Annotated in this window: 46 protein-coding genes and 2 pseudogenes; 23 read left to right on the forward strand and 25 right to left on the reverse strand. The window is 47.0% G+C overall.

What is annotated here, in order from left to right:
• Positions 1-9 precede the first annotated feature (9 nt).
• Positions 10-540: a hypothetical protein gene (locus JCM11216_RS08125; protein WP_054853886.1), complete on the reverse strand. Its 531-nt coding sequence runs from the start codon at positions 538-540 to the stop codon at positions 10-12.
• Positions 541-1,314: 774 nt separating this feature from the next.
• On the opposite strand from JCM11216_RS08125, the pseudogene JCM11216_RS08130 reads away from it, so the two are divergent.
• From JCM11216_RS08130 to JCM11216_RS08140, 3 genes and pseudogenes are all read left to right on the forward strand, one after another.
• A pseudogene (locus JCM11216_RS08130) lies at positions 1,315-2,368 on the forward strand (type II/IV secretion system ATPase subunit).
• Positions 2,369-2,480: 112 nt separating this feature from the next.
• Positions 2,481-2,864 carry a hypothetical protein gene (locus JCM11216_RS08135; protein WP_054853887.1) on the forward strand — a complete coding sequence of 128 codons (384 nt, stop codon included), beginning with the start codon at positions 2,481-2,483 and terminating at the stop codon, positions 2,862-2,864.
• A 46-nt stretch (positions 2,865-2,910) separates the two neighbouring features.
• Positions 2,911-3,378: a type II secretion system F family protein gene (locus JCM11216_RS08140; RefSeq protein WP_054853888.1), complete on the forward strand. Its 468-nt coding sequence runs from the start codon at positions 2,911-2,913 to the stop codon at positions 3,376-3,378.
• Between the two features lie 160 nt (positions 3,379-3,538).
• On the opposite strand, the gene JCM11216_RS08145 is transcribed toward JCM11216_RS08140, so the two are convergent.
• On the reverse strand, positions 3,539-3,865 hold the full coding sequence (locus JCM11216_RS08145) for a hypothetical protein (protein ID WP_054853889.1): 327 nt from the start codon (positions 3,863-3,865) through the stop codon (positions 3,539-3,541).
• 259 nt (positions 3,866-4,124) lie between these two features.
• Here JCM11216_RS08145 and JCM11216_RS08150 point away from each other — a divergent pair, with 259 nt between their 5' ends.
• From JCM11216_RS08150 to JCM11216_RS18080, 15 genes are all read left to right on the forward strand, one after another.
• Entirely contained in the window at positions 4,125-4,724 is a 600-nt protein-coding gene (locus tag JCM11216_RS08150; RefSeq protein ID WP_054853890.1) for a hypothetical protein, read from the forward strand.
• Positions 4,725-4,740: 16 nt separating this feature from the next.
• Complete coding sequence (locus tag JCM11216_RS08155; protein WP_054853891.1) at positions 4,741-5,070, forward strand: hypothetical protein; 330 nt, start codon at positions 4,741-4,743, stop codon at positions 5,068-5,070.
• Positions 5,027-5,536 (forward strand): hypothetical protein, encoded by a 510-nt coding sequence (locus JCM11216_RS08160; protein ID WP_243675777.1) that lies wholly within the window; start codon positions 5,027-5,029, stop codon positions 5,534-5,536. Before JCM11216_RS08155 ends, JCM11216_RS08160 begins: the two co-directional genes overlap by 44 nt.
• A 3-nt stretch (positions 5,537-5,539) precedes the next feature.
• Positions 5,540-5,920, forward strand: coding sequence for a hypothetical protein (locus JCM11216_RS08165; protein ID WP_243675778.1), 381 nt, complete (start codon positions 5,540-5,542; stop codon positions 5,918-5,920).
• Positions 5,889-6,140, forward strand: coding sequence for a hypothetical protein (locus JCM11216_RS18060; RefSeq protein WP_243675779.1), 252 nt, complete (start codon positions 5,889-5,891; stop codon positions 6,138-6,140). The genes JCM11216_RS08165 and JCM11216_RS18060 overlap by 32 nt, the downstream gene beginning before the upstream one ends.
• Positions 6,044-6,319: a hypothetical protein gene (locus JCM11216_RS08170; protein ID WP_054853894.1), complete on the forward strand. Its 276-nt coding sequence runs from the start codon at positions 6,044-6,046 to the stop codon at positions 6,317-6,319. The genes JCM11216_RS18060 and JCM11216_RS08170 overlap by 97 nt, the downstream gene beginning before the upstream one ends.
• Positions 6,306-6,740 carry a hypothetical protein gene (locus JCM11216_RS18065; protein ID WP_243675780.1) on the forward strand — a complete coding sequence of 145 codons (435 nt, stop codon included), beginning with the start codon at positions 6,306-6,308 and terminating at the stop codon, positions 6,738-6,740. Before JCM11216_RS08170 ends, JCM11216_RS18065 begins: the two co-directional genes overlap by 14 nt.
• A gap of 141 nt (positions 6,741-6,881) precedes the next feature.
• Positions 6,882-7,346 carry a hypothetical protein gene (locus JCM11216_RS08185; RefSeq protein ID WP_054853897.1) on the forward strand — a complete coding sequence of 155 codons (465 nt, stop codon included), beginning with the start codon at positions 6,882-6,884 and terminating at the stop codon, positions 7,344-7,346.
• A 201-nt stretch (positions 7,347-7,547) separates the two neighbouring features.
• Entirely contained in the window at positions 7,548-7,712 is a 165-nt protein-coding gene (locus tag JCM11216_RS18070) for a hypothetical protein (protein ID WP_243675781.1), read from the forward strand.
• A gap of 869 nt (positions 7,713-8,581) precedes the next feature.
• Entirely contained in the window at positions 8,582-9,859 is a 1,278-nt protein-coding gene (locus JCM11216_RS08190; protein ID WP_243675812.1) for a glycosyltransferase family 2 protein, read from the forward strand.
• On the forward strand, positions 9,829-10,077 hold the full coding sequence (locus JCM11216_RS08195; RefSeq protein ID WP_054853899.1) for a hypothetical protein: 249 nt from the start codon (positions 9,829-9,831) through the stop codon (positions 10,075-10,077). The genes JCM11216_RS08190 and JCM11216_RS08195 overlap by 31 nt, the downstream gene beginning before the upstream one ends.
• A 157-nt stretch (positions 10,078-10,234) precedes the next feature.
• A complete protein-coding gene (locus JCM11216_RS08200) occupies positions 10,235-10,819 on the forward strand; it encodes a PaREP1 family protein (RefSeq protein WP_054853900.1) in 585 nt (194 codons plus the stop codon).
• Positions 10,820-10,830: 11 nt separating this feature from the next.
• Positions 10,831-11,091, forward strand: coding sequence for an AbrB/MazE/SpoVT family DNA-binding domain-containing protein (locus tag JCM11216_RS08205; RefSeq protein WP_054853901.1), 261 nt, complete (start codon positions 10,831-10,833; stop codon positions 11,089-11,091).
• A 22-nt stretch (positions 11,092-11,113) separates the two neighbouring features.
• A complete protein-coding gene (locus tag JCM11216_RS18075) occupies positions 11,114-11,365 on the forward strand; it encodes a hypothetical protein (protein WP_243675782.1) in 252 nt (83 codons plus the stop codon).
• Positions 11,319-11,513 carry a hypothetical protein gene (locus JCM11216_RS18080; protein ID WP_243675783.1) on the forward strand — a complete coding sequence of 65 codons (195 nt, stop codon included), beginning with the start codon at positions 11,319-11,321 and terminating at the stop codon, positions 11,511-11,513. Before JCM11216_RS18075 ends, JCM11216_RS18080 begins: the two co-directional genes overlap by 47 nt.
• A 36-nt stretch (positions 11,514-11,549) precedes the next feature.
• Here JCM11216_RS18080 and JCM11216_RS08215 read toward each other — a convergent pair whose 3' ends face one another.
• The 7 genes from JCM11216_RS08215 to JCM11216_RS18090 all read right to left on the reverse strand — a co-directional run bounded on the left by JCM11216_RS08215 (position 11,550) and on the right by JCM11216_RS18090 (position 14,940).
• Complete coding sequence (locus JCM11216_RS08215) at positions 11,550-11,750, reverse strand: hypothetical protein (protein WP_243675784.1); 201 nt, start codon at positions 11,748-11,750, stop codon at positions 11,550-11,552.
• Between the two features lie 28 nt (positions 11,751-11,778).
• Positions 11,779-12,522: an ATP-binding protein gene (locus tag JCM11216_RS08220; RefSeq protein WP_243675785.1), complete on the reverse strand. Its 744-nt coding sequence runs from the start codon at positions 12,520-12,522 to the stop codon at positions 11,779-11,781.
• A complete protein-coding gene (locus JCM11216_RS18085) occupies positions 12,456-12,794 on the reverse strand; it encodes a hypothetical protein (RefSeq protein WP_243675786.1) in 339 nt (112 codons plus the stop codon). Before JCM11216_RS18085 ends, JCM11216_RS08220 begins: the two co-directional genes overlap by 67 nt.
• A gap of 112 nt (positions 12,795-12,906) precedes the next feature.
• On the reverse strand, positions 12,907-13,761 hold the full coding sequence (locus JCM11216_RS08225; RefSeq protein WP_054853902.1) for an ATP-binding protein: 855 nt from the start codon (positions 13,759-13,761) through the stop codon (positions 12,907-12,909).
• A complete protein-coding gene (locus JCM11216_RS08230; protein ID WP_054853903.1) occupies positions 13,724-14,056 on the reverse strand; it encodes a hypothetical protein in 333 nt (110 codons plus the stop codon). Before JCM11216_RS08230 ends, JCM11216_RS08225 begins: the two co-directional genes overlap by 38 nt.
• Before the next feature lie 121 nt (positions 14,057-14,177).
• Positions 14,178-14,744 carry a hypothetical protein gene (locus tag JCM11216_RS08235; protein ID WP_243675787.1) on the reverse strand — a complete coding sequence of 189 codons (567 nt, stop codon included), beginning with the start codon at positions 14,742-14,744 and terminating at the stop codon, positions 14,178-14,180.
• Positions 14,745-14,757: 13 nt separating this feature from the next.
• On the reverse strand, positions 14,758-14,940 hold the full coding sequence (locus JCM11216_RS18090) for a hypothetical protein (protein ID WP_243675788.1): 183 nt from the start codon (positions 14,938-14,940) through the stop codon (positions 14,758-14,760).
• 91 nt (positions 14,941-15,031) lie between these two features.
• On the opposite strand from JCM11216_RS18090, the gene JCM11216_RS08240 reads away from it, so the two are divergent.
• Complete coding sequence (locus JCM11216_RS08240) at positions 15,032-15,439, forward strand: hypothetical protein (RefSeq protein WP_054853935.1); 408 nt, start codon at positions 15,032-15,034, stop codon at positions 15,437-15,439.
• Here the strand turns inward: JCM11216_RS08240 and JCM11216_RS18095 are convergent.
• The gene (locus tag JCM11216_RS18095; protein WP_243675789.1) at positions 15,425-15,715 is read right to left on the reverse strand and encodes a hypothetical protein; all 291 of its coding nucleotides are present in this window, start codon (positions 15,713-15,715) and stop codon (positions 15,425-15,427) included. The two genes, JCM11216_RS08240 and JCM11216_RS18095, sit on opposite strands and share 15 nt — an antisense overlap.
• Positions 15,646-16,035, reverse strand: a complete 390-nt coding sequence (locus tag JCM11216_RS18100; RefSeq protein ID WP_243675790.1) for a hypothetical protein — start codon at positions 16,033-16,035, stop codon at positions 15,646-15,648. The genes JCM11216_RS18095 and JCM11216_RS18100 overlap by 70 nt, the downstream gene beginning before the upstream one ends.
• A 119-nt stretch (positions 16,036-16,154) precedes the next feature.
• Here JCM11216_RS18100 and JCM11216_RS08250 point away from each other — a divergent pair, with 119 nt between their 5' ends.
• From JCM11216_RS08250 to JCM11216_RS08260, 3 genes and pseudogenes are all read left to right on the forward strand, one after another.
• Positions 16,155-16,469: a hypothetical protein gene (locus JCM11216_RS08250; RefSeq protein ID WP_243675791.1), complete on the forward strand. Its 315-nt coding sequence runs from the start codon at positions 16,155-16,157 to the stop codon at positions 16,467-16,469.
• Between the two features lie 59 nt (positions 16,470-16,528).
• On the forward strand, positions 16,529-16,972 hold the full coding sequence (locus JCM11216_RS08255) for a hypothetical protein (protein WP_054853905.1): 444 nt from the start codon (positions 16,529-16,531) through the stop codon (positions 16,970-16,972).
• 72 nt (positions 16,973-17,044) lie between these two features.
• Positions 17,045-17,556: pseudogene (locus JCM11216_RS08260) on the forward strand (nucleotidyltransferase family protein).
• Here JCM11216_RS08260 and JCM11216_RS08265 read toward each other — a convergent pair.
• On the reverse strand, positions 17,515-17,970 hold the full coding sequence (locus JCM11216_RS08265; protein WP_054853906.1) for a hypothetical protein: 456 nt from the start codon (positions 17,968-17,970) through the stop codon (positions 17,515-17,517). The pseudogene JCM11216_RS08260 and the gene JCM11216_RS08265 overlap by 42 nt on opposite strands.
• A 105-nt stretch (positions 17,971-18,075) precedes the next feature.
• Here JCM11216_RS08265 and JCM11216_RS08270 point away from each other — a divergent pair, with 105 nt between their 5' ends.
• Positions 18,076-18,309 (forward strand): retropepsin-like aspartic protease, encoded by a 234-nt coding sequence (locus JCM11216_RS08270; RefSeq protein WP_054853907.1) that lies wholly within the window; start codon positions 18,076-18,078, stop codon positions 18,307-18,309.
• A gap of 656 nt (positions 18,310-18,965) precedes the next feature.
• On the opposite strand, the gene JCM11216_RS18105 is transcribed toward JCM11216_RS08270, so the two are convergent.
• From JCM11216_RS18105 to JCM11216_RS18150, 13 genes are all read right to left on the reverse strand, one after another.
• Positions 18,966-19,070 (reverse strand): hypothetical protein, encoded by a 105-nt coding sequence (locus tag JCM11216_RS18105; RefSeq protein WP_243675813.1) that lies wholly within the window; start codon positions 19,068-19,070, stop codon positions 18,966-18,968.
• Positions 19,071-19,090: 20 nt separating this feature from the next.
• A complete protein-coding gene (locus JCM11216_RS18110; protein WP_243675792.1) occupies positions 19,091-19,297 on the reverse strand; it encodes a hypothetical protein in 207 nt (68 codons plus the stop codon).
• Positions 19,266-19,790: a hypothetical protein gene (locus tag JCM11216_RS18115; protein ID WP_243675793.1), complete on the reverse strand. Its 525-nt coding sequence runs from the start codon at positions 19,788-19,790 to the stop codon at positions 19,266-19,268. The genes JCM11216_RS18110 and JCM11216_RS18115 overlap by 32 nt, the downstream gene beginning before the upstream one ends.
• The gene (locus tag JCM11216_RS18120; RefSeq protein ID WP_243675794.1) at positions 19,766-19,930 is read right to left on the reverse strand and encodes a hypothetical protein; all 165 of its coding nucleotides are present in this window, start codon (positions 19,928-19,930) and stop codon (positions 19,766-19,768) included. Before JCM11216_RS18120 ends, JCM11216_RS18115 begins: the two co-directional genes overlap by 25 nt.
• Positions 19,931-20,081: 151 nt before the next feature.
• Entirely contained in the window at positions 20,082-20,597 is a 516-nt protein-coding gene (locus JCM11216_RS08280; RefSeq protein WP_054853908.1) for a hypothetical protein, read from the reverse strand.
• A 115-nt stretch (positions 20,598-20,712) separates the two neighbouring features.
• A complete protein-coding gene (locus JCM11216_RS08285; protein WP_054853909.1) occupies positions 20,713-21,054 on the reverse strand; it encodes a hypothetical protein in 342 nt (113 codons plus the stop codon).
• Positions 21,055-21,056: 2 nt separating this feature from the next.
• Positions 21,057-21,359, reverse strand: a complete 303-nt coding sequence (locus JCM11216_RS08290) for a winged helix-turn-helix domain-containing protein (protein ID WP_054853910.1) — start codon at positions 21,357-21,359, stop codon at positions 21,057-21,059.
• Between the two features lie 8 nt (positions 21,360-21,367).
• The gene (locus JCM11216_RS18125; protein WP_243675795.1) at positions 21,368-21,544 is read right to left on the reverse strand and encodes a hypothetical protein; all 177 of its coding nucleotides are present in this window, start codon (positions 21,542-21,544) and stop codon (positions 21,368-21,370) included.
• On the reverse strand, positions 21,538-21,708 hold the full coding sequence (locus tag JCM11216_RS18130) for a hypothetical protein (RefSeq protein ID WP_243675796.1): 171 nt from the start codon (positions 21,706-21,708) through the stop codon (positions 21,538-21,540). The genes JCM11216_RS18125 and JCM11216_RS18130 overlap by 7 nt, the downstream gene beginning before the upstream one ends.
• An 11-nt stretch (positions 21,709-21,719) precedes the next feature.
• Positions 21,720-22,109 carry a hypothetical protein gene (locus JCM11216_RS18135; RefSeq protein ID WP_243675797.1) on the reverse strand — a complete coding sequence of 130 codons (390 nt, stop codon included), beginning with the start codon at positions 22,107-22,109 and terminating at the stop codon, positions 21,720-21,722.
• Positions 22,096-22,596, reverse strand: a complete 501-nt coding sequence (locus JCM11216_RS18140) for an AAA family ATPase (protein WP_243675814.1) — start codon at positions 22,594-22,596, stop codon at positions 22,096-22,098. Before JCM11216_RS18140 ends, JCM11216_RS18135 begins: the two co-directional genes overlap by 14 nt.
• A complete protein-coding gene (locus tag JCM11216_RS18145; protein ID WP_243675798.1) occupies positions 22,556-22,720 on the reverse strand; it encodes a hypothetical protein in 165 nt (54 codons plus the stop codon). Before JCM11216_RS18145 ends, JCM11216_RS18140 begins: the two co-directional genes overlap by 41 nt.
• Positions 22,717-22,959 (reverse strand): ATP-binding cassette domain-containing protein, encoded by a 243-nt coding sequence (locus JCM11216_RS18150; RefSeq protein WP_243675799.1) that lies wholly within the window; start codon positions 22,957-22,959, stop codon positions 22,717-22,719. The genes JCM11216_RS18145 and JCM11216_RS18150 overlap by 4 nt, the downstream gene beginning before the upstream one ends.
• Positions 22,960-23,004 lie beyond the last annotated feature (45 nt).

Consider the following 23,004-nt stretch of genomic DNA (forward strand, 5'->3'; position numbering starts at 1 on the left):
ACTTAAGTTTCATGTCATGCCTAGGTATATTGTTAAGTACATTATGTAATTCATCAATGTGAGTGTTATTATCAATATGGACGCATGCAGCAAGCCAACAATTGATCTTCCATAGACGATCCTCCCAACTATCACGCCGGCAATTATGGATTGGATTACACCGCTCATTACTATTATTGATGAGAATAGCTGGGTGTCGATGGTGGATATTGTTGGCGCTGTGATTGTGCCCGTCGATGTGGTTATCGTTATCCTGCTTATGCTCGGCATCATTAGGTAGATAATTATTCCAGCGAGTACTATGTATATTGCCATGACCACGTAAATCAGGGCTAGGTAGGGCTTAACCTGGTTTGCCCTTTCTAGGTAATAACTTACTAGGTCTTCAAAGGATTTGTAAGCCGTATCTAGCGTTTCCTGAAGTTTCGCCCCCCCTGATTTTACAGCGGTGTCGAGTATTACGGCCAACATTGCCAGATAGTTATTACCGAGTTCTTTAGATGCCCTGGTTAGGTCCTCCCTCATCGTTGTTATGCCCATGCTCTCCTTCCTAATGGACTCGGCTATTATCCTGCCAAGCCTACCTTACCAGCCCTGGCGAGCGTTTCAGCAATGCCGCTTAGGGGGGGTTGGCCCGAGCTTAAGCCATCCCTTAGCACCCTGATTACGGCGGGCATGTCCATGAGTATCTCGTTATTTACTCGCCACAGCCTATACTCGGTGATCGATAGTGGCAGTAACTCGATGGCGATGGCTATGGCAGTTAACGTGACCCCCCCAGTATGCCGTAGGGTATTGGAACGCTTAGTGCTAATTTACCGATGCTGACTTGGACGTAGGTCTTTGGTAATAACACGTATGATAATGCAATCGTGATGGCCACAACCCCTATAGTTACTAACCGCAGTGTTACTTCCTTACGCATATTAATGCCTTCCAGGAATGCATTTGCTTCAAATTATAAAACTAAACTTTTAAAATTTAAAAATTTATAGCCTAAAGTTTAGGAATTATACTGTGGATAATAAGGGTGCTGAATTAATTGATGAATATGAGATTGTTAAGGGATTGATTGGTGTACTCATTGTTAGGGACAGAATTACTGGGCTCTATTTATATAACGTGGTTGAGCCGGTACTTAGCGATGGTGCAGGCAGAGTGCTTGCGAGGGCCAGGGAATTGCTCAGGATGAGTAGTTCATTACCTGGTGATGATAGTGTCGAGAGTTATTTGAAATCACTGGTTGACGAGGCAATGAGTAGATTAAGGGTTAGGTTAAGTGATGATGAGTTGAGGAACGTCATGTATTACCTAATGCGGGATACGGTGGGTTATGGTAAAATTGACCCATTGGTTAGGGATGACTATATTGAGGATGTTAATATTAATGGTCCAAATAAGCCCGTCTATGTGTGGCATAGTAGGTATGAGCACTTAAGGACTAATATTGTCCTTAGCAATGAGGAGTTGAATAGCCTCGTTGTGAAGATTAGCCAGAGGGTTGGTAAGAACGTTAGCTCCGCATACCCAATACTAGAGGGATTACTACCCGAGGGCCTCAGGGTTGAGCTTGGGCTTAGGGATGTCTCGCCCCACGGGCCCATAGTGACCATTAGGAAGTTTAGGGCTAATCCCATAACCATCATTGACTTAGTAACTGACGGTGTCATTAGAGCCGAGGCCTTAGCGACCCTATGGTTTATGCTTGAGAATGGCATTAGCATGGTCATCATTGGACCAACAGGTGCGGGTAAGACCACATTACTCAATGCGTTGCTGTTCCTCATAAGGCCTGAGGCTAGGATAGTGACGATTGAGGACACCAGGGAGATTAACATACCCCCATGAGCAGTGGGTACCACTGGTTGTTAGGGAGTCTGAGACGCCCAATGTGCAGAGTGTCACGGCATATGACCTAGTCAAGGTCTCAATGAGGATTAGGCCTGATTACCTGGTCGTCGGTGAGTTGAGGGGTGAGGAGGCCTACGTCTTCTTCCAGGGACTGGCCAGTGGGCATACCGGCCTTGCCACGATACATGCCAGCTCATTAAACGCGGCCGTGAGGAGGCTGTTGTCTAAGCCCATGAGTGTTCCTCCAGCCCTGATACCCCCCCTGGCCAACATATTCATATTAATTAATAGGGTGAGGGTTGGCGATAGGATTGCCAGGCGTGTCATGGATATCAGTGAGCTATTGGATGTGATGAAGGGCGGCCTAAGGGTTAACACCCTGTTTAGGTGGAGCAGGGATAAGGATGAACTTGTCAGGTTAGGTGATAGTGCCTTGATCGCTGATCTCGTGAGGATGGGTAGGATACCCCCCAGGAGGAGGTTGATAAGGAGCTTAGGAGGAGGACCGAGATTGTGACTGCCATGGCTAAGTACGGGTTTAGGTCACCCGACGCAGTGTTTAGGGTCACTAGGAATTACTACGTGGATCCAGAGAGGACCTATAGGACCGTGATTAGTGGTGAATTGCCTTGATTAATCCGTTGGCTGCCTATAGGCGTTGGGTGTATGATTACGTCAATAGGCTTTATTTGCTTAGCGGTTACGACTTCAATAGGGACTTCACGGTTGCGGTAGTCATGTACGCGCCGATGATTATTGTTACGTTAATTGCGGCCTTCGTACTCGCACCAATAAGTGTGGTAAGGAGCCTACTGCTCCTTGCAGTAATTGTATTACTCGTTGATTACTTATCAGTGCTTATTTACGCTAATGCAAAGGTCTATGTAAGGTCAAGCCATTTCGAGAGGTATCTATCAAATACACTTATGGTTATGATACCACTAATAGCCAGTGGTTTAACGCTCGAGGAATTAATAAGTACCCTGCCAATATTGAGAGAGACCCATACATAGCCAGGGAGTTTAGGTTAATACTCAGGGATACCAGGGAGGGGGGGGTATGGACGTACTAACCGCGCTTAGGGTGAGCCTTAACAGGGTGCCGTCAAGGACCTACAGCGAGATCTTCAGCCTTATAGCCGAGACCTACCTAATCAGCGCTAACTTAGCCGATATACTGATGCTCAAGCTCGAGTACCTAGTCAGGAATAAGTACAATAGGTTGAGGAGCGCGACCCAGGCGCTTGGTCTGTTCATGGAGATTTACCTGGTCATAGCACTGCTCCTACCAATACTGCTCGTGCTCATTGTAATTACCCTATCACCGTTAGGACCCATATACCTAGGGCCAATAACCCTAAGCCCAACACTCGCCCTACTAATAATGACACTCATATACTCGCCAGTGATGGGGGTACGTAATGTACATACTAATCGACTCCACGATATCCTCAATAGAATAACTAAACAGCCTTTACCTGATCGGACCCTATATAAATTAAATAAAATTAAGATAATACTATATTGACTATATTGAATATGATATCCCACTTCCAAAATGTTATAAATAATGAATCAAAAAGAGTTGTCAATTCATTAATAATGTAAAATGATCAATACATTGGTAATAAAATGTAAAACATTATTTTAAGGTTAAATTTCAATCTCTCTTAATACGGCATATAAAATCATGCTGAGTTAACAAGTTCGGTTTCAGACGCCCTCACAGTCCTCGGCCTTATCTGAAGTATCTCAATTTGATCCATGGGCCTAATTCCGTATAACTCCCTGACCCTCCTTGGTATCGTAAACTGCCTACTAACCGTATGCCTAGTCCTAAGCAACAATACATTCCTCAACTCAATAACAAATCCATTGAATGAAATCACTATATCCGCGTACTTAGCCCTCTCAATGCCGAGGGCCCTAACTAAACTTGCGGGAATGAGGACTTGATTATTCATGTAAATCCTGGCCCTGTAGGGAAGATTATTAATAGGTAATCCTCTACTCATATAATTAAATTCAACTCCAAAAATAAAAAGAATTACGCTAAAATCATTAAAAGAGAGTATGATCGAAATGATGAATTGAAAAATATAAAATATATAGATATACGATATAAATATATAAATTAAATTTAATCCCGGGCTAAAGTATACATAATAAATAGTCACGAAAAATCTCTTTTTACACAACTCAACTAAATAGCATTAATATCAACCTTAAAATGAAAGAAGGGTTTTTAACTCCATACTAAAAGTCGATGAAGGTATGAGCACCACTGCTACGGGAGGTAACGAAAGAAGGAAAGTACTAACACTGGTGGCAATAGCACTGGTTGCGGTTGCCACCATAGCGCTTGCTGACGTGATATACGTGTATACAGGCACAATAAATGCCGTGCCGTATACCACCACACCGCTCCAATTCTCCACAGGCCCGAACGCTGGCCCGTCAGATACGGCGGCTGAACCATTCATAAACTTCACAGGAACTAACACCGGCTTTACAGCATCAATAGCCCTAACAAACTCCAGCGCTGCGTACTTCTACCAAGCCGGTACTTTAACCGTCAACACAGCAGGTAGTATATACGTAACGAGCATCACCCCCCCATCAGGCCCGTCAATGATTAATACAATGACCATATACATCATGAGCAGTAGCGGTTCGACGGTGTGCTCATTCACCGTGCTCAGTGGTGGTAGCCCAACCACAACGCCTAGCTCAACATGCTCATTGGGCACCGGCACGTATTACATAAACCTCTACGTTGTACCGAACACTCCAGTAACAAGTACGGAGAGCGAGACCGTTACCGTCAACTTCGGCTACAACGTAGTCAGCTCTACGTCGATATCAGTGCCATAACAAGGGTGATGCCCTTGTGGCTTCAATATCACTCAAAATATTTCTCCTTATCTCTATCCCACTCATCCTCCTGGCCATAATTGCTATTTGGGGGGGCAGTGCCCTACTCGCCCCATCCATTGTTAGGCAGGCGTCATTAAGTAATGTACCGTATGTAAAGGTCTCATCAATAAATGTGACGAGTGCTGGCGTTTTCGTAAAGTTAACAATTATTAAGCAGGGTTCACTTAGCTTTACGCCATTAGGTGGTTGGATCGAGGTTGTGGATACTGGGCAATCAAGTAACGTCAGTAGTAACTTAGTTGCCGTGTTTCCCCCTGACCCCGCAGTATGTTGGTTTAAGTAGTGTTGGTGTTAAGGGTATTATCTATGGGTACTTAAATGGTAGTACGGCCTACATAGCCTTTTTCGATATAGTGCCCATACACGTGGTTAACTCCATAGGCATTATCAACTTCACATACAGTAATTGCCTACTGACCGTTTACCTGAATGCCTCACTCGTGGTACCCGCAGTCATTAACTACGCCATTAATGTCTCATTATTCACGACATACACGCACACCTACGTCTTCAGTACGGTGAATCAACCATTCAACATCAGCCTAATCATACCGCCCGGTAATCACGTCATTAAGCTCGAGATACCTATTAAACCGACTAATGAGGGTTATACCTACGTATATGGATGCGACATAGAACCTGGAACATACTACACACTTTATATGCCCATGGAAATAACGTACGTATACCCCCCCATGGGAAACACAACCCAATTCACAATATTTATAAAGATGGCCAAGGGTGGTTAAGGCGTGAGACCTGAGGTGTTAGTGCTTCTTGGCTTGGTCCTTGCCTTCGTGGTTTCCTGGCTATTCATACCCGCCTGGGGGGGTATTTCCGGCAGTAATTACCGCCTGAGGTTGATGCCCTGGGGGGGTTTCGTGGTCACGTTCTTTGGGGGGGTGACCTACGTAGTGCCACCGCCCACGGTATTCCTAGTGCCTTCTTCGCCCTGGACTCAGCCTGATCCCCCCCATTATCTGGAGGAGGAGCGTCTACGCGCTCTATTTATCGGCCTTATTAGCCGTACTCTCACTAACCATGCTCATAGACACAGTACTATTCCAGCAGAGGTACCTACAGGTGAGGAGCTTTATAATAGTGCCCACGCCAAACGGTTACGCCTACATTGAACTGCCGCATAACTCATTCATTGGCTTACCAACCTACCTACTGATTATGGCTACGGCAATAGCCCTACTCAATATGTTAACCAGGGCCAGGTGGTTAAGGCTTAGGGGGGGTGGTCGCTTGCCGTGGCCGTTAAGGAACACGGCGTACTCACGGCGATTGAACAGGCACTTAACAGACTCGGTATTCCATACACGAAGACTCCGGACGGTATTACCGTAGGTGACCTACTCATTAGGCCTATGGGTGATGAAGTCCTGCTATTATCGAAAGCTAGAGGCGAGGTCACGCTCAATGAAAGCCTTAAAGTCAATGCTGAGGCCGTGGCCTACGTGATTTATGAGGCTATTAAGGAGGCCTTGAAAGGTAATGTCGAGGTGGTTGAGTATGCCGAGGAGTAACCATCACCTAATGTCTATTATCATGTTGTTATTTACAGTGTTATTGCCAGCATTGATTATTTCAACAATTGTGTTTGCTGACGTAATTATACTATACGATGGCTCCGCACGTGCAATTCCCATAAAATCTCCAATAACGGCCTTAAGTGGTTCATGCCCATGCGGCTGTGCCTCGTGGAGCCCAACGTTAAGTGGGTTCTCCTCGACAATTACTGCGTATACCATGAGTACAACGAGTGGTTATGTACTAACCACACCGCTCGTCGTATTGAGCACGAGCACTGCGGGTACCATAACCATGACCCTAAGCACAAACGCCGTCATGAGCTACGACTACATTAATGGCACACAGATATACCCAGGTCAGGGAAGCATGAGCCTAAGCAGGTACAAACCTGCTAATGCAGAAGTTAGTACTTAATGGCCCAGTAACGAGTACCATTACATTCAACGGCCAGTACGGCTACTCACCAACCACTGGAGTAACGTACTACTACGGCTTCACGGAAACCATAAACCCACCTTCATCAGACGTAATGAATCTGTTAAATGGCTTGCAAGCGTGGTATGTACCCATGTTTACCAGGGTGACTTTGGCAACCCATTCACTGGGTATTATCCTACAAATTCCTGGCCTGTCTACTACGGTCCCTCGAACTCGCCGAGTAATTACTGGTATTACATATCGACGAGCATTAATCAGCCCATCCTTAAGATGGTTAGCTCCGCATATGGTTGGTCCTCAGGCGCCATGTTCTGGCAGGAAAGCTACAGTGGCGGTACCGTCACTATAACAATAATAGGCGTGTACTCCAACGATGGGACACCCCAGACCTCGCCGGCATACCCCTACGTTGGTGACGGCTACATAATTTACCTATTCCTAAAACCCACTCGGTGGCAAATCAGTAACAGTTACAATTACTCAATACCCTACGTCTCATCCAATGAATACACATCCGTAATCTCACCCGTACAGGGTGACGTGATGTTCCCACAAAGCCCCCTCAAACTACCTAGTCATTGAGTGGAACCCGCTCTGGCAATATGCATACACTACCAATGGTGCACCGGGTCAGTGGAATGTCTGGATAGTATCGAATCGTAAAGGATCTTCTGCGAATGTTGGGCCAAGCCCATCCCCGAATCTGGGCAGCCCTTACTCCGGTTGGGATGGAATTGGTAATGGGTATTTCCAGCCCAACCTGGTGATTACATATGCATTACCGTGAGTTATAATCCTAGCACCAATACGTTAACTGGTACTGCATATGACCTAAACACGGGACAGTCGGCCGGCTTCACACTGAGCTTAAATGGTTACTTTACACCACCGGGTAGTGGTACCTACGTATTTGGTGCGGCGGGGGACAAATGGCGCTGGACAAGCTAATTGGGGCATCGTCTATGTTAACTACCAGGGTTAATCCAGGATTTATCGTTACTCAAGTGCTTCCTCTGAGATTATTATCTTGGCTTATTGTTTTCTCAGCAATTGACTTTACGTGATTTGGAGTTTCTATTGTTCGTGAACTTACTTTTGCTATTGTCGTCCTTATGTTGCTGTAGTCTTGGTATTGTCGTGACTTTAGGACTTAATGGTGCATTGCTGAATTTATCGTTAAATTACGACTCAAAGCCTGAGCCCTATAAAATTATTGCAGTGGTTACCCTGTATTAAATTATGGTTAGTAATATGTTATGGTAAGGTTTAAATTAAGCCAATGAAACACTTGCCTTAAATGAGACTTGTTAATGTACTTATTGCGTTTTTGCCGTTTATCATCGCGCTTGTTATTACCTACTTTATTGGTGTTAGGGGGGGTTTGGGGTATTGTCTTGGCTTATTTCGTGGTGCTTATGATGGTCGTCTCCTTCCAGTCTATGGGCTTGTTCATTACTTATTGGCTTAGGGGGGGGTAGGGATTATGAGGGAGCCGTGCTCAGTAGGGCCTGGAGGGTTGGCGGTGCGGGTAATTATAGGATTGCCGTGGTTATACCAGTATTTAATGAGCCTCCGGGGGGGCTCGTTGCCGAGACTGCCACAATATCCAAGGCGGCGGTTGGTGAGTTGGGGGGGGATGTCTATGTGCTTGATGACTCGACTAGGGAGGACGTGAGGAGAGGGCTTGATTACTATGCGGAGGAGCTTGGCTTCAAGGTCTTCAGGAGGGGGGGTAGTAGGAGGGGGGGGTTTAAGCTGGCGCCGTTAATGATTGGCTTAGGGCCTTTGGTGGGGGGGATTACGACTACGTGGTCATTATGGATGCTGATCAGAGACTTTTGCCTGGTGTCTTTGAGCATGTTATGCAGTTCTTCGATGACCCGAGGGTCGCCTTTGTGCAGGTTCCGCAGTACTACTCGGGGGGGCTTGACACGGCGATCGCACTCTCCGCCTGGATACAGCAAATACCCTTCCTGAGGGTCATAATGAGGGGGGGTAGGCACATGAGGAACTCGGCGTTTAGCCTGGGCAGTAGTACTATTTACAGGGTTAGGCATTTGTTATCGATTGGCGGCCTCTATGAGGGCAGTGTGACTGAGGACATATACACATCAGTGATGCTTCATGAGAGGGGGTTCAGGAGTGTCTATGTTGACTTACCATTCGTGTGGGGGGGCGGCGAGGCCCCCAAGGACCTGCCGAGCTATATGACACAGCAGAGTAGGTGGGCCCTTGGCACCTTCCAATTGATTGGGAAGTTACTCAACGCTAGGTTGGGTGTTTCGCAGTTGTTGGATTACATTAATGGCGCTTATTACTGGTTCTTCGTGAGCATCCTGACCATAGCGGGTATCCTGGCGCCAAGCATATTCCTCATGTTCAGGGTATTCTTCCTAAGCATAAACCCAATACTCTACCTGGTCACGTATATCCCTGTGTTCCTACTCTCATTGATGTTTTACCTAGCCATAATGGGTAGGTATGGTTATGGACTTAGGGAGTTCATGTATCACCAAGGCATTCAATTCGTAGTATCCCTACCGGTCACCATAGCATTCATCTGGTGGGTCCTGAGGAGGAAGGGGTTTAGGGTCACGCCGAAGGGCGTTGGCGCGTCACACTTCACCATTTACCACACGTACTACCTAGCCATCATTGCCTTCTTAACGGCGGCTATAGTCATTGGCATGTTTAATGCGATCCACACAAGCGGTGCTTTATTCTATGCCTACGTGATTAACCTGTTCTGGGCCGGCTGGTGGTTGGTTATGGCGTTGCTTGGTTTTTACATTAGCCTCGCCCTCCCCCCCGCACCGGAGAATGCCGTTATGAGGGTCTCCCAGTCTTACGATGGGCTTGAACACCATGCACTGCAGCTGCTCACTTGTGGTATACAGCTGGAGAGGGTCATTGCTGCTCATTACTTCAGACTTGCAGAGGTGCATAGAGAGTACTCGGAGGTGCTTAGGAGGATTGCTGAGGACTCGGTGAGACATGCCGAGATTTACTCAAGGCTCCTTGGGTCGCTTAGGCGCTTGAGGGGGGGGTTGCACGTGGAGGGGGGGTGTATTGTGGGTGGACTAGGCCCCATGTAATTAACGTAATTAGGGCCAGGGATTATGGCAGGGACTTGGGTAGGCTTATATTCATTGCTGAGGAGGTTATGATGAGGGTTTATGCGAAGCTTGTGATTGAGACCTGCAGTAAGTTGGGTCTGGGTATTGAGGAGGTTAGGGGGGGTATAGTGAAGGATGAGGAGGTGCACGAGGAATTACTGAAGAACATACTCAGTAATGTTACTGCTGCTCACTAATTCATGCTGCGCTCTTAGGTTTCCAGGCTTGTATGCTCGTTGATGGTTCATGCAATACGATGGTGATTAAACAAAGGTTGTCCTTGATTACGTGCATTAGGGTGTTTAGGGTAGAATTTCTAAAAAGCGTTATTAAGTGATTCGAGGCGCCTTTAATGTGGAGATTGGTTACTTGGATTATAGGAAGGACCCTGGGACTTATGTCTACGCCAAGGTCCTTGATGGATTAACCGAGGCTAGGTTAGCCCTGGAGATGCTGGGTAGGGGCTTGGTTCAAAATGCCTCGGCTAGGGCGTTCATGAGTGTTAGGTCCATAGTCAGCGCATTAATCGTTAAGAATTTTGCTAAAATCATAGAGGGTGTGGATGAAAGGAGGAGGGCTTGGTATGAGGACGTGGGCTATTCAGCGCCAACCACTGGGTTAATAGGTATTTCTAAGGACTTGAAGAAGCTGGGCATAGATGTGGAAGCCGTCGTGAAAACGGCGTTGCTGCTTCATAGATTCTCCTATAATGGCTTTGATCTAAACCTAGTCGATTATAGGGACCTTGATGAGGTTAAGGATGACATCACTGAGGTCGTTAACTGGGTCTTAACGATTAAGGAGTTATTCCTAGACGTCTGGGACGAGAGGCTAGAACGGGAGGTTGGTGAGTTAAGGAGGTTGCTTGGGCGGTACAGGCTTAATGAGTATCTGAGACTTAATTATTTCTCAGAAATATTTATAGGCTTAGATTATTAATAGCTTAAGGTATGCTGGAGGTTAGGGTTAGGGTTTCTAAGAAGAATACTATTTACATACCTAAGGCAATTTCTGAGGCGGTGGGTATTTCTGAGGGTGATTACGTTGTTTTAAGGGTTGATGGTGGTAGGATAATCATTGAGCGTGTTGAGGATCCATTTGAGTATGCGTTGAAGGTTAAAAAGTTCGCTGAGGTGACCTTTGAGGAGTTCGAGAGAGAGTCTGAGGAGATGCAGAATGAATACTGGGGCGAGAGTTCGAATACTTCTTGACACAACATACCTTTTACCTATTGTGGGTATTAATGTTAAGGGTTTAGATGATGTATTAATCGCATTATCAAGGGTTAGGAAGAGGTTTAGGGCTGAGTTCTATTATACGCAGTATAATATTATTGAAATCTTGGGTAAGCTCTCCAGGCTTAATTACGATGAGGATACCGTGGTGAGGGGGTTAAAAATCATAAATGATGAGTTCATACTCACTGAACCAACAATTGATGGTTACATTAAGGCCCTCAGGCTTAAGCGCAGGGGGATTCAATGACTTAATAGACCTGCTTCTATACGCCACAGCCGTCACCAGGGATTTAAAGTTATTAACCAGGGATAAAGGTCTCATACAATTCCTAATGCGTGAGGGTGAACCAATCAATAACGTTCTCTCCGAGGAGGACTTCCTAAGTAATGCCTAAATTAGATGGTGATAACCCTAGCACTCACGTAAATCATCATACAAAGAGCATGTAGTACTCCGTCTTCTCAATTTTACCAGTCACTGGGTCGACCCTGAGCCCAAGGGTCTCCAAGGTATCAACGCCGATCACGGGCATTGCGCCACTGAACGCGAGTATCCTGACCGGACCCCTCCTACCCTCAATCTCAGCCTCAGCAATGAACACCCTAGCTCTCGCCACCCTAACATCACCCACTCACATCATTGCGAATTTAAAAATAAACTTAGTAATTGGGGACGCTTAATCTCATGGCCGCCTCCCTATACATTGGGTCAAGGAATTCATAATCCTTGATTACGCCTAGCCTCTCCAGGGTCCTTATTATATTACTCAGTGATGTCGGTGACACCGTTACACCCTCAGAATCCTCCACGCACTTGACCACCTTAGACCACGTATTACTACCACTGGCGATGCACCTAAGTACTAGGGCCGTCCTCCTAGCGTTAATGGCTGAATAATTCGCCTTAGTCCTTATGAGTCTTTCAAGCTCGTTTAAGGCCTCATTAATTGCGGCCTCCCTAATCATGGATAGGTCCCCAACACCCCTAATGTAGGCGTTGGCCGCATAAACAAGCCAACCAGGTATACCGTCAAACGCATTCACGATTTCCTCAATAATACTCATAGGAACATCAATGTCTAACTCCCTAAATCCCCTCCTCAGGAAATCAATGGACTCATCACGGGTGAACCTATCAATCCTCACCTCATGGAAATACCTACCAAACAATGGTGAGTTTGGATCCTCAACACCGATGAAGTCATAAAGCAAGCCAACCTCGGAACCCGTGAGTATAAACGTTATGTTCCTATCAAAGTCATAGGCGTGGGCTAGGGCATTAAGCACCTCACCTGACAACGGACCCCCCCTTAACCTCTGGGCCTCATCAAATGCTATCACAATCCTTCTCTCATCAAGCCTATCAAATAACTCAGCAAGGTTGATCTGCTCCCTACCCTCCACCTAATCTCGACGGCATTACCCATGATTGAAATACCCCCCCTAATCCTTCTTAGAATATCAATAAGTTTATCAAGACTCGATGATAGGGCATTGGATATTAATCGATAAAGATCAGATCTGCCATAATTATCCCTCAATGATCTACAATCAATTAATACATAGGGTATGCCCAATTCATTCAACGCCACATTAATCACCGATGTCTTACCAATCCTCCTAATACCAGTAACCACAATCAAGGGCTTACCAATGTTGCTTAGGATATCATTCAATTCCTCATCCCTATCATAGAGATCTGCCTACTCGTCTTCGGCCTCTCATCAAGGAGCATGACTACAACCCCTTTGGTTAACTACAACCCCCCCTCCAGCCATAAAAACCCTTCTAACCGATGCGGGCATCCATAACGGCCCTGGCAACGACTGGGTCAGGTATGACGTACGTATCGTTGACCTTACTCAGGTAGCCATACCTAATGAGATTCTTCATGAGCCTACTAAGCACTGCATCAGAGACTTCACCCGTCCTAACCTCAACATACCTCCTAATCTCACTCCACGTACTTAACCCACGAGCCACAGCATTAAGTATGGCCAGGTACCTAGCCCTTGATGGCTTAATAACGGCATCAAGCTCACTGAGTACCAGCTTAACACCATCACTGAAAACCCTGTCCAGGGCCTCCCTGTGACTCAACTTATCAATACCCCCCCTTAAGTAACCGTATAACGTCAACCAACCAACAATACCGTCCAACTTCTCATAAACCTCATCCAACTCACCCTCGTTAACGTCAATTCCCAACTCAGCAAAGCCCCCCCTCCTCAGGAAGTCTAGGCTCACCTCCCTACTAAACCTGTCCACGTAAATCTCCCTGATGTACCTACCATAAAGTGGCGCCTCTGGATCATCGATTCTCAGGAAATCCCTCAAAACACCAACCTCACTCCCAGTCACTATAAACGTAATATTACTTAAGTTGTCATAAGCCCATGCCAACACACCATCATACCTAACGTTTGAAAACCTCATGTACTGAGCCTCATCAAACACCAGTATAAACCTCGTGGAATTACGCCAACACCACTCATCAATTGCGTTAAACAACCCCGCCAGGTCTATTCTCGACCTCCTGGTAAGCCTAACCTCAATACCACCTGCACCAACTCTAACCCAGCTTATGCCCCCCCTCAACGCGTCTTTAAGACTCTCCCAAAGCCTCTCGCCCCCCCTTCCCACGAATTCCCCTAAACCCATTAAAGATATGCCTAACCAGGTTACCAACATTAACATTACCATCAATGAAATATATCTGCCTCACATCGACAAGTACGTATGGTTGAGGGAGATCACTTAAGAAAGCCCTGACTAGGCTCGTCTTACCAATCCTCCTAATACCATAAACAGCGATGAGTTTATCACCCCCCCTAAGCACGCTATTCCTTAGTTCATCGAGTTCAATCTCCCTATCATAAAGATCCCTTCTAGTTGTCTTAGGCTCCACGCTGAATAGCATGACTAACTCCCCCCCCATTAGTTACTAACCCCCCCCGGGTTAGTTATTAAGCCTTTAATCAAGCGGTAATGAGCATGGAGCAATTAAGTTCAACGTGCAGGTTAAGGCGCTTATGTAGGTCATAGCAGCGAGGATAGAATTACTCCTGCCCCCCCTGACCAAGCACCTCACCGACTATCCTCTCTATCGACTTAATCAACCTCCTATCAGCACCGCCACCACCCAGGGAGTTAATGAAGGAGTTCAGGACCTCGAGGTCCACGCCATACCTGCCGTAGTAACTCGGTAGGTAGTGGAGGACTACGTTCTCGTCATACCTAAGCACCTGGAGAACCTTCATTAGCTTTAGGAAGTCTATCGAGCCCTCGAATATGGGCAAACCAAAGGAACCACCCCCCCGCTTATTACTGAAGTAAATAGCCTTAACATAACCACTCAACTCAACAAACCTCCTAACGAAATCCCTCAAACCCCCCCTCTCCCTAGCCACGTGAAGGGCGAGACCAAGCCTATGCGGTGAAACCTCATTAGCAAGCTCAGTAACCTCACCAGGACTCCTCAGGAAATCCCCCCCAACACCAAACTCCCAAATAACCCTGACACCATACATCGAAGCCTCATCGAGCAATTCCGCTAGGGTATTGACATCATTAATCCCTGGTCTAGCCACCATAAAATCCGCATTAAGGTAATCGAGCAACGCCATGAATCTCTCCGCATCACCCCCTCCTCCTTAGGTAACCAACCCTAACCTGGCCAACCCTAAGCCCAAGATCCTCAAGCTCCACCGCTAGGGCCGGCAGGAACTTATCAACGTCTGGGAAGCCCCTAATATCGAGCTCTGCCTGCGTATTCAATTTGGGCAGGTCCCTAATGGGCTTAACACTAATGAGTAGCTCCACAACATCGACAATGTGGAATTAATTAATAAAACTATCGACAATGAACAAGGAACCAAGCTTTTTAAGCCCAATAAATAATTATAAATACACCATGAGCGAGAACATCGATGAAATCGAGAGGAGGAAAATAATGATGAAAATGATGATGGAAATCATTAACAAGGCCCAACAGAAAACAGGCACTAAGCGTGAACTAACCCGTGAGGAGGTTATCCAATTAATTAGGCAAATAACGAAGGGAGAGAGGGCTGGCGAGATAATAGATAACGCCCTGCAGTTATATGGCGACACTGCGGTTCAAGTATTCAGACAATTAGTTGAGCTCCATCTGGGCGGTAAGCTGGGTGAGCTCCAGGATTACGAACTCTACCAAATACTCGAGAGGGTTGGGCTCCACGTGCCATTAAGGACCAGGGTAAGGATTGTTAGGCACGGCAGGAGGAGAGCATTGGAACATCAGGCGAGTAACGGCTGCAATAACAAGTTATACCTCGGCTGAATCACCATACCCCGGCTTTACACGAAGTCTCAGCACTATGTACACTACTATTACAATCGCCACCACAACGGCAACAACGTACAAATACCTATCGATTAATCCTATGATTAACGACCACTGAGCAGCGAATGCATAACCAATATACACGAGGATCGAGTCCCAGATCAAATGCCCAAGGAATGTAACGGCAATGAAACTCGCAATCCTCATAGCAGCCAGGCCCGCCGGGAATGATATGAGCGCCCTAAAGCCAGGCAGAAACCTAAAGCCAAACACGGCCACCGCACCATACCTACTGAACCACCTACCAATGAATTAAGTCTCCTCCTGTCAAGGCCAAATAACCCGCCATACCTAAGTAGGAACGGTATCCCGAGGTAGTAAGCAATGTAATAATCAATTAATGAACCAATGAGACTACCGAACGTGCCGATTAACACACCGAGCACGGGATCTATGAAACCCAGCGACGCGTAATAACCAACCAGAGGCATAACGACCTCGCTGGGTATTGGTAGCGACATACCCTCAAGAACCATCAGTACAAATACCAGGGCATAACCGTATAGTCCCTTAAACGCGTACTCAAACATCATTAACGAGACTAGCAAGGCCCTAATAAGGGTTGTGCGGAGTATGCTGGGTATTATTCGAGCGTACAAAGTTTCAATTAAGCTAACGGGGGGGTATTTCACGGGAAACCTCTATTTGTGGCATGTCTGCATGTGTCGTGACCAGCATGGGACCAATAAGATACATGATCACGGCCGCGATACTCGCCATGGCAATAGCGGTACTGGCGGTAATGGCTCAGTCACAATACGGCAATGCCCAGCTAACCATAAATGCGCATAATGCGACTAATACCATGCAGATAGTTAATTGCACGCAACATGGTGAGTTCCAGGGAGAGTTTCAATGTGGTGACCAGGTTGGTGTTCAGGCTAATGTAACGGTCCATAACGTGACTAACGGATTGCCCTATCAGTATGAGGATGAGGTTGAGTACGAGGCATCAATGGAGGATTGATGAGCGGGTTCATTATAAGAACTCTTAAAAATCACCATGTTATTTCTCTTCCATTAATTATGAACAAGCATTACATAGTTGGCAAGGGGGGGAAATGCCCTAAGTGTGGGATGGAGGGCACGGTAATACTCAGGGTTAGTGGTTCAAGACCCTACGTCTATGTCAGGCATGGCAGGGTCTGGCACTACATAGGTACTCTGGACAGGGTTAACCTAGAATCAATAATGAATAGAGAATCCCGCCCAGTAACCATTAATCAACACCCCCCCAATACCCTTTATCTTAAAGCCATGATCATCGCCATGCTTGCAACGGTTGTCGTTATGGTTGTCATGGGCATGTTTACGAAATACCTAACGCCTAATAACAATGTTAATGTAAATACTGAGGGTGTGGGTAACACCGCCATGGTTAATTACGGTGATTTTGACATAAATGATGGGTTCATAAACGTTAGTTATGGTGAAACTAATATTTGCCCTCTCACTAATGATATTGATTAAATAATGAGGATCGGCGCCATAGTACTTGCTGCCGGCGAGAGCAGGAGATTTGGCGGTAATAAATTATTGGTTATGGTCGGTGGTGAGCCAGTCATACTGAGGGTTTTGAGGGCGTTAAGTGGGTTTGAGAGGGTCGTCGTTGTTGGGGGGCCTACGCCAGTGAGTTAATGCCTTACCTATCCAATGAGGTCGTCATCTATAATCCACATTATAAGGATGGTATGAGCACATCAATAAGGCTCGGCCTACGCTTCTTTCAGGACTACGACGCGGTACTCATAGTACTTGCGGACATGCCCCCCCTAATAACCAACGAGATAATATCAAAGATAGTGAGCGCGTACCACGAGGGATGCAGTGCCGTTGTACCAACGCACAATGGCGTCAGGGGAAATCCAGTGCTGATTCATAGGACCCTATTCCCAGAATTAATGAGGTTAAGCGGTGATGTCGGTGCGAGGGAGGTATTGAGGAGTAGGGCTGACGTGTGCACTGTAGAGTGCGGACCTGAGGTCTTAATCGACATAGACACATCAAGTGACTTAGTCAGAGTCCTCAATATGGTTAAGGCTAATCGCCAGTAATAAACTCCCAATAAACGTGATGATAGGCACCGCATTAAGCACGGCACCAATCTTAATGAGTAAGTCCCGCTGCATCGTTTTCCAGAAGAACATGGATATTGAAACATCACCCAGGAACGCAATTCCCATGCTTATCACAGTGATTACGTAGGTCTGTGGTGTGAAATGCGCCATTAGTAATAACGACGAACCAAGCACTAATAACAACGCACCAATAGACCCAATACTCAAAGACTTTGAATACCCATTGAAGCCCAGGTACATAATCACCGATGATACCATGTATGTTAATACGATTAGTAGGATGAGAGGGGGGGAGTAGAAATACTCTGGATATAGAATAACTATGAAGTATAGAAACTCGGCTATGAACTCCAGAATAAGCCCAAACCTAATAAGTCCACGGTTAAGCATAACAGTAATTACCTGCGCCGGGTTAAAAAGCATAGGGAATAGAAAAAGCCAAAAAGAAACAACAACATGAAGGCTTATATTTAACTTACACCAATAACATTTGATATGGGCCACGTATACGTTGACGTAACAATCAAGGGCAGGGCAGGTTCGAGGACCCTTAGGATGCTCGTAGATACAGGCTCAACGTACATAGTCCTAGACCCAGACCTAGCCAGGGAACTCGGCCTAGTTGAAACGCCATACACCGTGGAATTAATAATGGCTAATGGCACTAGGGAGGGGGGGCGAGAATATACGTGGGCGAAGCCAAGGTCAAGGGCAGAAGAGGGCCAGTGATGATAGCTGCCCTAAAGACGCCAACACCATTACTCGGCGTATACGCCCTAGAATCACTTGGGTTTAAGGTGAATCCAAGGACTGGAGAGCTCGAGGAAATAGGGCCAGAGGGAGGCTACCTACTTTAATACATACCTACATTTAGACATAGCGAATCCCTAGTACTAATCAGCCTGCCTCTCACTACTATCAGGCACTCACGTCTTTACGATAGGCCCTCAATCATTAATTAACAACCTGATAGAACCGAAAGTGCCGTCAAGTACGATCAATCTCGTTAATCCTAACGAACTATCCTTTACGCCTAATGGTTCGATTATAATAATTAATTAAAACTATGCAAGTAAGACACTATATATGAATAGTAATGATCCAGCAAGGATGCTGAAAATCCCGATGAGTAAGAACGACCTAGTGATCATAATCAACGAAAACTCAAATAAAACATTCATGCTCGAGAAAGCCATAGCTGTGACTTAAAGCATTAAATGCTACGGCCTCCATGAGAATACTTTTAGTAGCGTCGTTTACTTCATACTCGAGCACCAACCGGGCACGCCCTGGACCGTCAAAACCATCAATTAACTACCCCCTCAGGTGGCACGTACAACGCGATATACGGCACCAGCAAGTGCCCATGAGCCACATAACCACTCCTACCTAAAAACACCCCCCCTAAACTCAACCTCAACACCCCCCCTCCTCTCCCTAACAGCCCTATCATAGATCAACTTGGCGAGCACCAAATCCTCCACAGCAATGCCCAGGGACTTGAAGATGGTTACAGAGTCATCACCCTGCCTACCCTAGCCCTACCAACCACGATGTCGGCCAGCGGGACAACCCTGGACCAGGCGGCATCGCCAGCCATTATCAAATCACCGGCCTCCTCCCTGGCCTGGCTCACGTCATCAACCGCAATAACGTCTGCCCTAAGCACCGCGTCGGGCGCCAACTCAGCTATTGGCCCAATTACTGCCGATGGCATTAATGTGCATCCCAGACCTCAGGTATGAACCACGTATGAATGGGTCCCTCGAATTGGTGGCCGTGACCAAGACATCGACATCCCTACAAACCTCCTCATAATCACTGGCAACCACAGCGTCAATGCCCCTAGACATTATGAAACTGGCGAACTCCTCGGCATGCCCACGAGTCCTACTAAAGACCTTAACCAACCTAAGGTTCAAGACCCTACTCAAGGCCTCAAACTGGGCCCTAGCCTGGGTACCAGCACCAACAATGCCGAGCACGGACGAGCCCCCCCTCCTCGCCATATACTTGGTGGCCACGGCAGACGCAGCCCCAGTCCTAAGCTGCCCAAGCCTATCAGCCTCAATGACAGCCAACAACTCACCACTATCGAGACTAAACAAGACAACCACAAACCTAGTACCATGCCTCGTACTCAGGTATGTCTTAAGCCCAGCAACCCTATAATCCCCCCCAAGAACTATGCCCTGAAGTACGTGAAGCACGGCGCCACTAACGATGGCCCTACGCTAGGCAGGTTAACCGCACCACCACTACCCAACAACCTAAAGCCGTCCTCCACAGCCCTTATGGCGTCATCAAACGAAACTAACTCATTGACCTCAAATTCTCTGATCAGGAGCACAGGGCATTAATGGCAAAACCCCCCCTTTAAAGAAGTGCCCCCCCAACAACAAAACGAGTGAAGAGGTCAGAGTTAGCTGAGGAAGTGATGACCCATTCATGAACAGATAACACCTAGGAAATCGGGTTTAACCTCACGCCCCCCTTCAAACCTACCTCCTACTTACGCTCTTTATGTCCGTGTTCACGGCCCTGTAAAACTCCTCATAAACAAGCCTATTTATGTCACAATTCACAAACTCACCACGCCTAGCAACGACCTCATCGGCATCCGTATTAACCATGGTGACCTCCTCACCCTCAACACGCCCAACATTACAATTGACAAACCTAACATGCCTACCAACCACCCTCTTCACATCCACATTTATTAACGTCACATCCTCGCCCTCAACCGCCTCAAGACCTGCATCCTGAACCTTAACGCGCTTACCCTTAATCACCCTAACCTCCTCAGGCGGACTCACCAGGTCTATTTGATCACCCTCAACCACATTACCCTCAATCACGACTCGCCTCGTCTTCACCCTTCCCGGGATGAACCTTAATTCCGTGACCCTCCTATCCAGGTCTATCGATATTAAACCAAGCCTTATCCTCCTCGGTTTAAGGCCTGCCCTAGTCCTATTAACGAAGTACTCGTAATACCTATCGAACTTCTCAGCCATCACTCCACCCTCAGCATGTCCCTAATCTCACTGAGCAACTGCTTCATCTCCCTAATCCTCTCCATGATCATCCTCATGACCTCCTCATCACTAACCTCCGCGTACTTCAACTCACTCATGCCTCACCACCAACCCTCCTCAACTCATCCCTAATATCCCTAAGTATTGCATTCACATAATCAAGCTCCTCCAACAAACTCCTTATGAACGCCCTATAGACGTTTAATTGATTATTCATGGCCCTCAACTGCTCATCAACATTATCGAGTATGGGCACGAAGGAGAGTATGGCCAACACGGCGCCCCCCCAGAATATGGCGAAGACGCTGATTATAGTTGCGGCCACCAGGAATGGCCATGTACCGACTTTAAACGCCATGTAGAACACGGCTATTGGAACGCCTGCACCCATTACCAAGCCTGCCAGGAGCATCACGGATATCGATGCATACGGCATCCTCAGCCCAGGGACTCCGCCAACCGCTCCAGCAACTGCCTGTCTATGACTAGCCTGAAGTCCCTCACCCTGTAAACCTTCCTTAGGTGTGGCTTTGGCTTCTCCTCCACCACGTAAGTACCCTCCACCAACCCAGCCTCCTCCAAAACCCTCAGGTGTAGGTGGGCCAGGGCGTATGGTATGTGGAGCCTTTGGGCCACGTCCTGAATAAACGTCGGGTTCCTCACCAGCATTAGGAGTATCCTCACCCTTAATGGGTTTGACAACGCCCTCCCAATCTTCACCAAGTCCTCCGGAGACTCCACTTTTAAAATCAGCCATTCACCTCACCCCTAACTATAGCATACCTAACTATTAAAATTGACGCCAAGGAATAAACAAATATACCTCCCAAGCCCACCAACAACTCATTTAAGTTCAGGTTCAGCGAACCATTAATGGCCAGGGCCATGTATGTTGTCGGGAGGGCTAAACTAACGTACCTCAACACCGGGGGGGTAAAACAGTGATTGGGTAGTAAACCGGCGCTAAAAGCAATAGGGGGGGCCATGGAATCACTTGAGAGGCTTGGTTAACAACCCTATAGTTCCTAACCCCAATACCCAGGGCATAGCCCAGTAGGGCCGAGGCTAGGGATACGGCTATAGCCACCACCGTGGTTAAGGCTATCTCGTGATCCCATAGGACTCACCAACTATGAATATTGCCAGCACCAGTAAGGCTACTATTGAGGGCATGCCTAATAACACTAATTGCATTATATAGCCCAGGGCTATATCCCAATGGTCAGCACCATTGGCGAACATTAGGCTATATATAGTCTCCCTCCTGAACGATGAGATGTCCTGGGCAGTAGCTATGAAGGGTATTACGAAGCTTGTATTGACCACGGTACCGGTTATGAAGTAGTCCATGTAGGCTGGGTTACCCACTATCCTGAGTAGGAGTAGCCAAAGTATGGGGAACATCAGAGTGAGACCTAGGAATACGTAGATCCAGGCCCTGTTACTTAGGATCATGTACTTAGCCACGGTGTAGACGTTACTCAGCCTCATGGTTGAGCACCTCCATGAAGACGTCCTCGAGGGATGGCTCCCTAACCTCAAACCTAACCCTCCTCCTAACCAGGTCGTTAATCACATTAACCGCCTCATCCCAAGTCACCCTAATTGACTTGTCACCATCGTCACTCCTAACCTCAACCCACGGCAATTTCCTCCTCAACTCACCTGGAGAGCCCTCCATGAGTATCCTCCTATTCATAAGGTAAACCCTATCACTGAGCTCCTCAGCCTCATGAAGGTAGTGCGTAGTCAATATCACCGCGGACCCACCATCCCTAGCACCCCCCCTAATCACATCCCAAATCCTCCTCCTATTCTGCGCGTCAATACCAACCGTCGGCTCATCAAGGATTATCAACCTAGGCCCACAGGCAATCGCCGAAGCCACCAGAACCAGCCTCTTCATACCTCCCGACAACTCATCAATGAGACTATTCCTATAATCCCCCCCCAAGCCCAACAACATCAATAGCCTCATCAACACACCGCCTAACCATGCCCCCCCCAGGCACACCCCCCCTAAGCCTAACAAGCATCTCCACATGCTCCACAACCCTAAGCAAACTAAACGGCACAGCCTCCTGAGGAACAACACCCATCACACCACTGCCCCCCCTGGCCTTCCCAGGCTCATACCCATCACCAAGACCCTACCCCCCCTATCAGGCCTCAACTCACCATAGACCTGCCTAAGCAACGTAGTCTTACCAGCACCATTAGGACCAAGCACCGAGACAACCTCACCATAATCAACGTGGATACTAACATCCTCATTAACAACCAACGAACCAAAGGACTTCCACAAACCCTCAACCCAAACTACAGCACCTCCCGACTTCATTATCAAATAAAATTTATACTGAATAATTTTTAAATTTTACTGAAC

This window comes from Vulcanisaeta distributa JCM 11216 (assembly GCF_001315985.1).
Lineage (GTDB): Archaea > Thermoproteota > Thermoprotei > Thermoproteales > Thermocladiaceae > Vulcanisaeta > Vulcanisaeta distributa_E.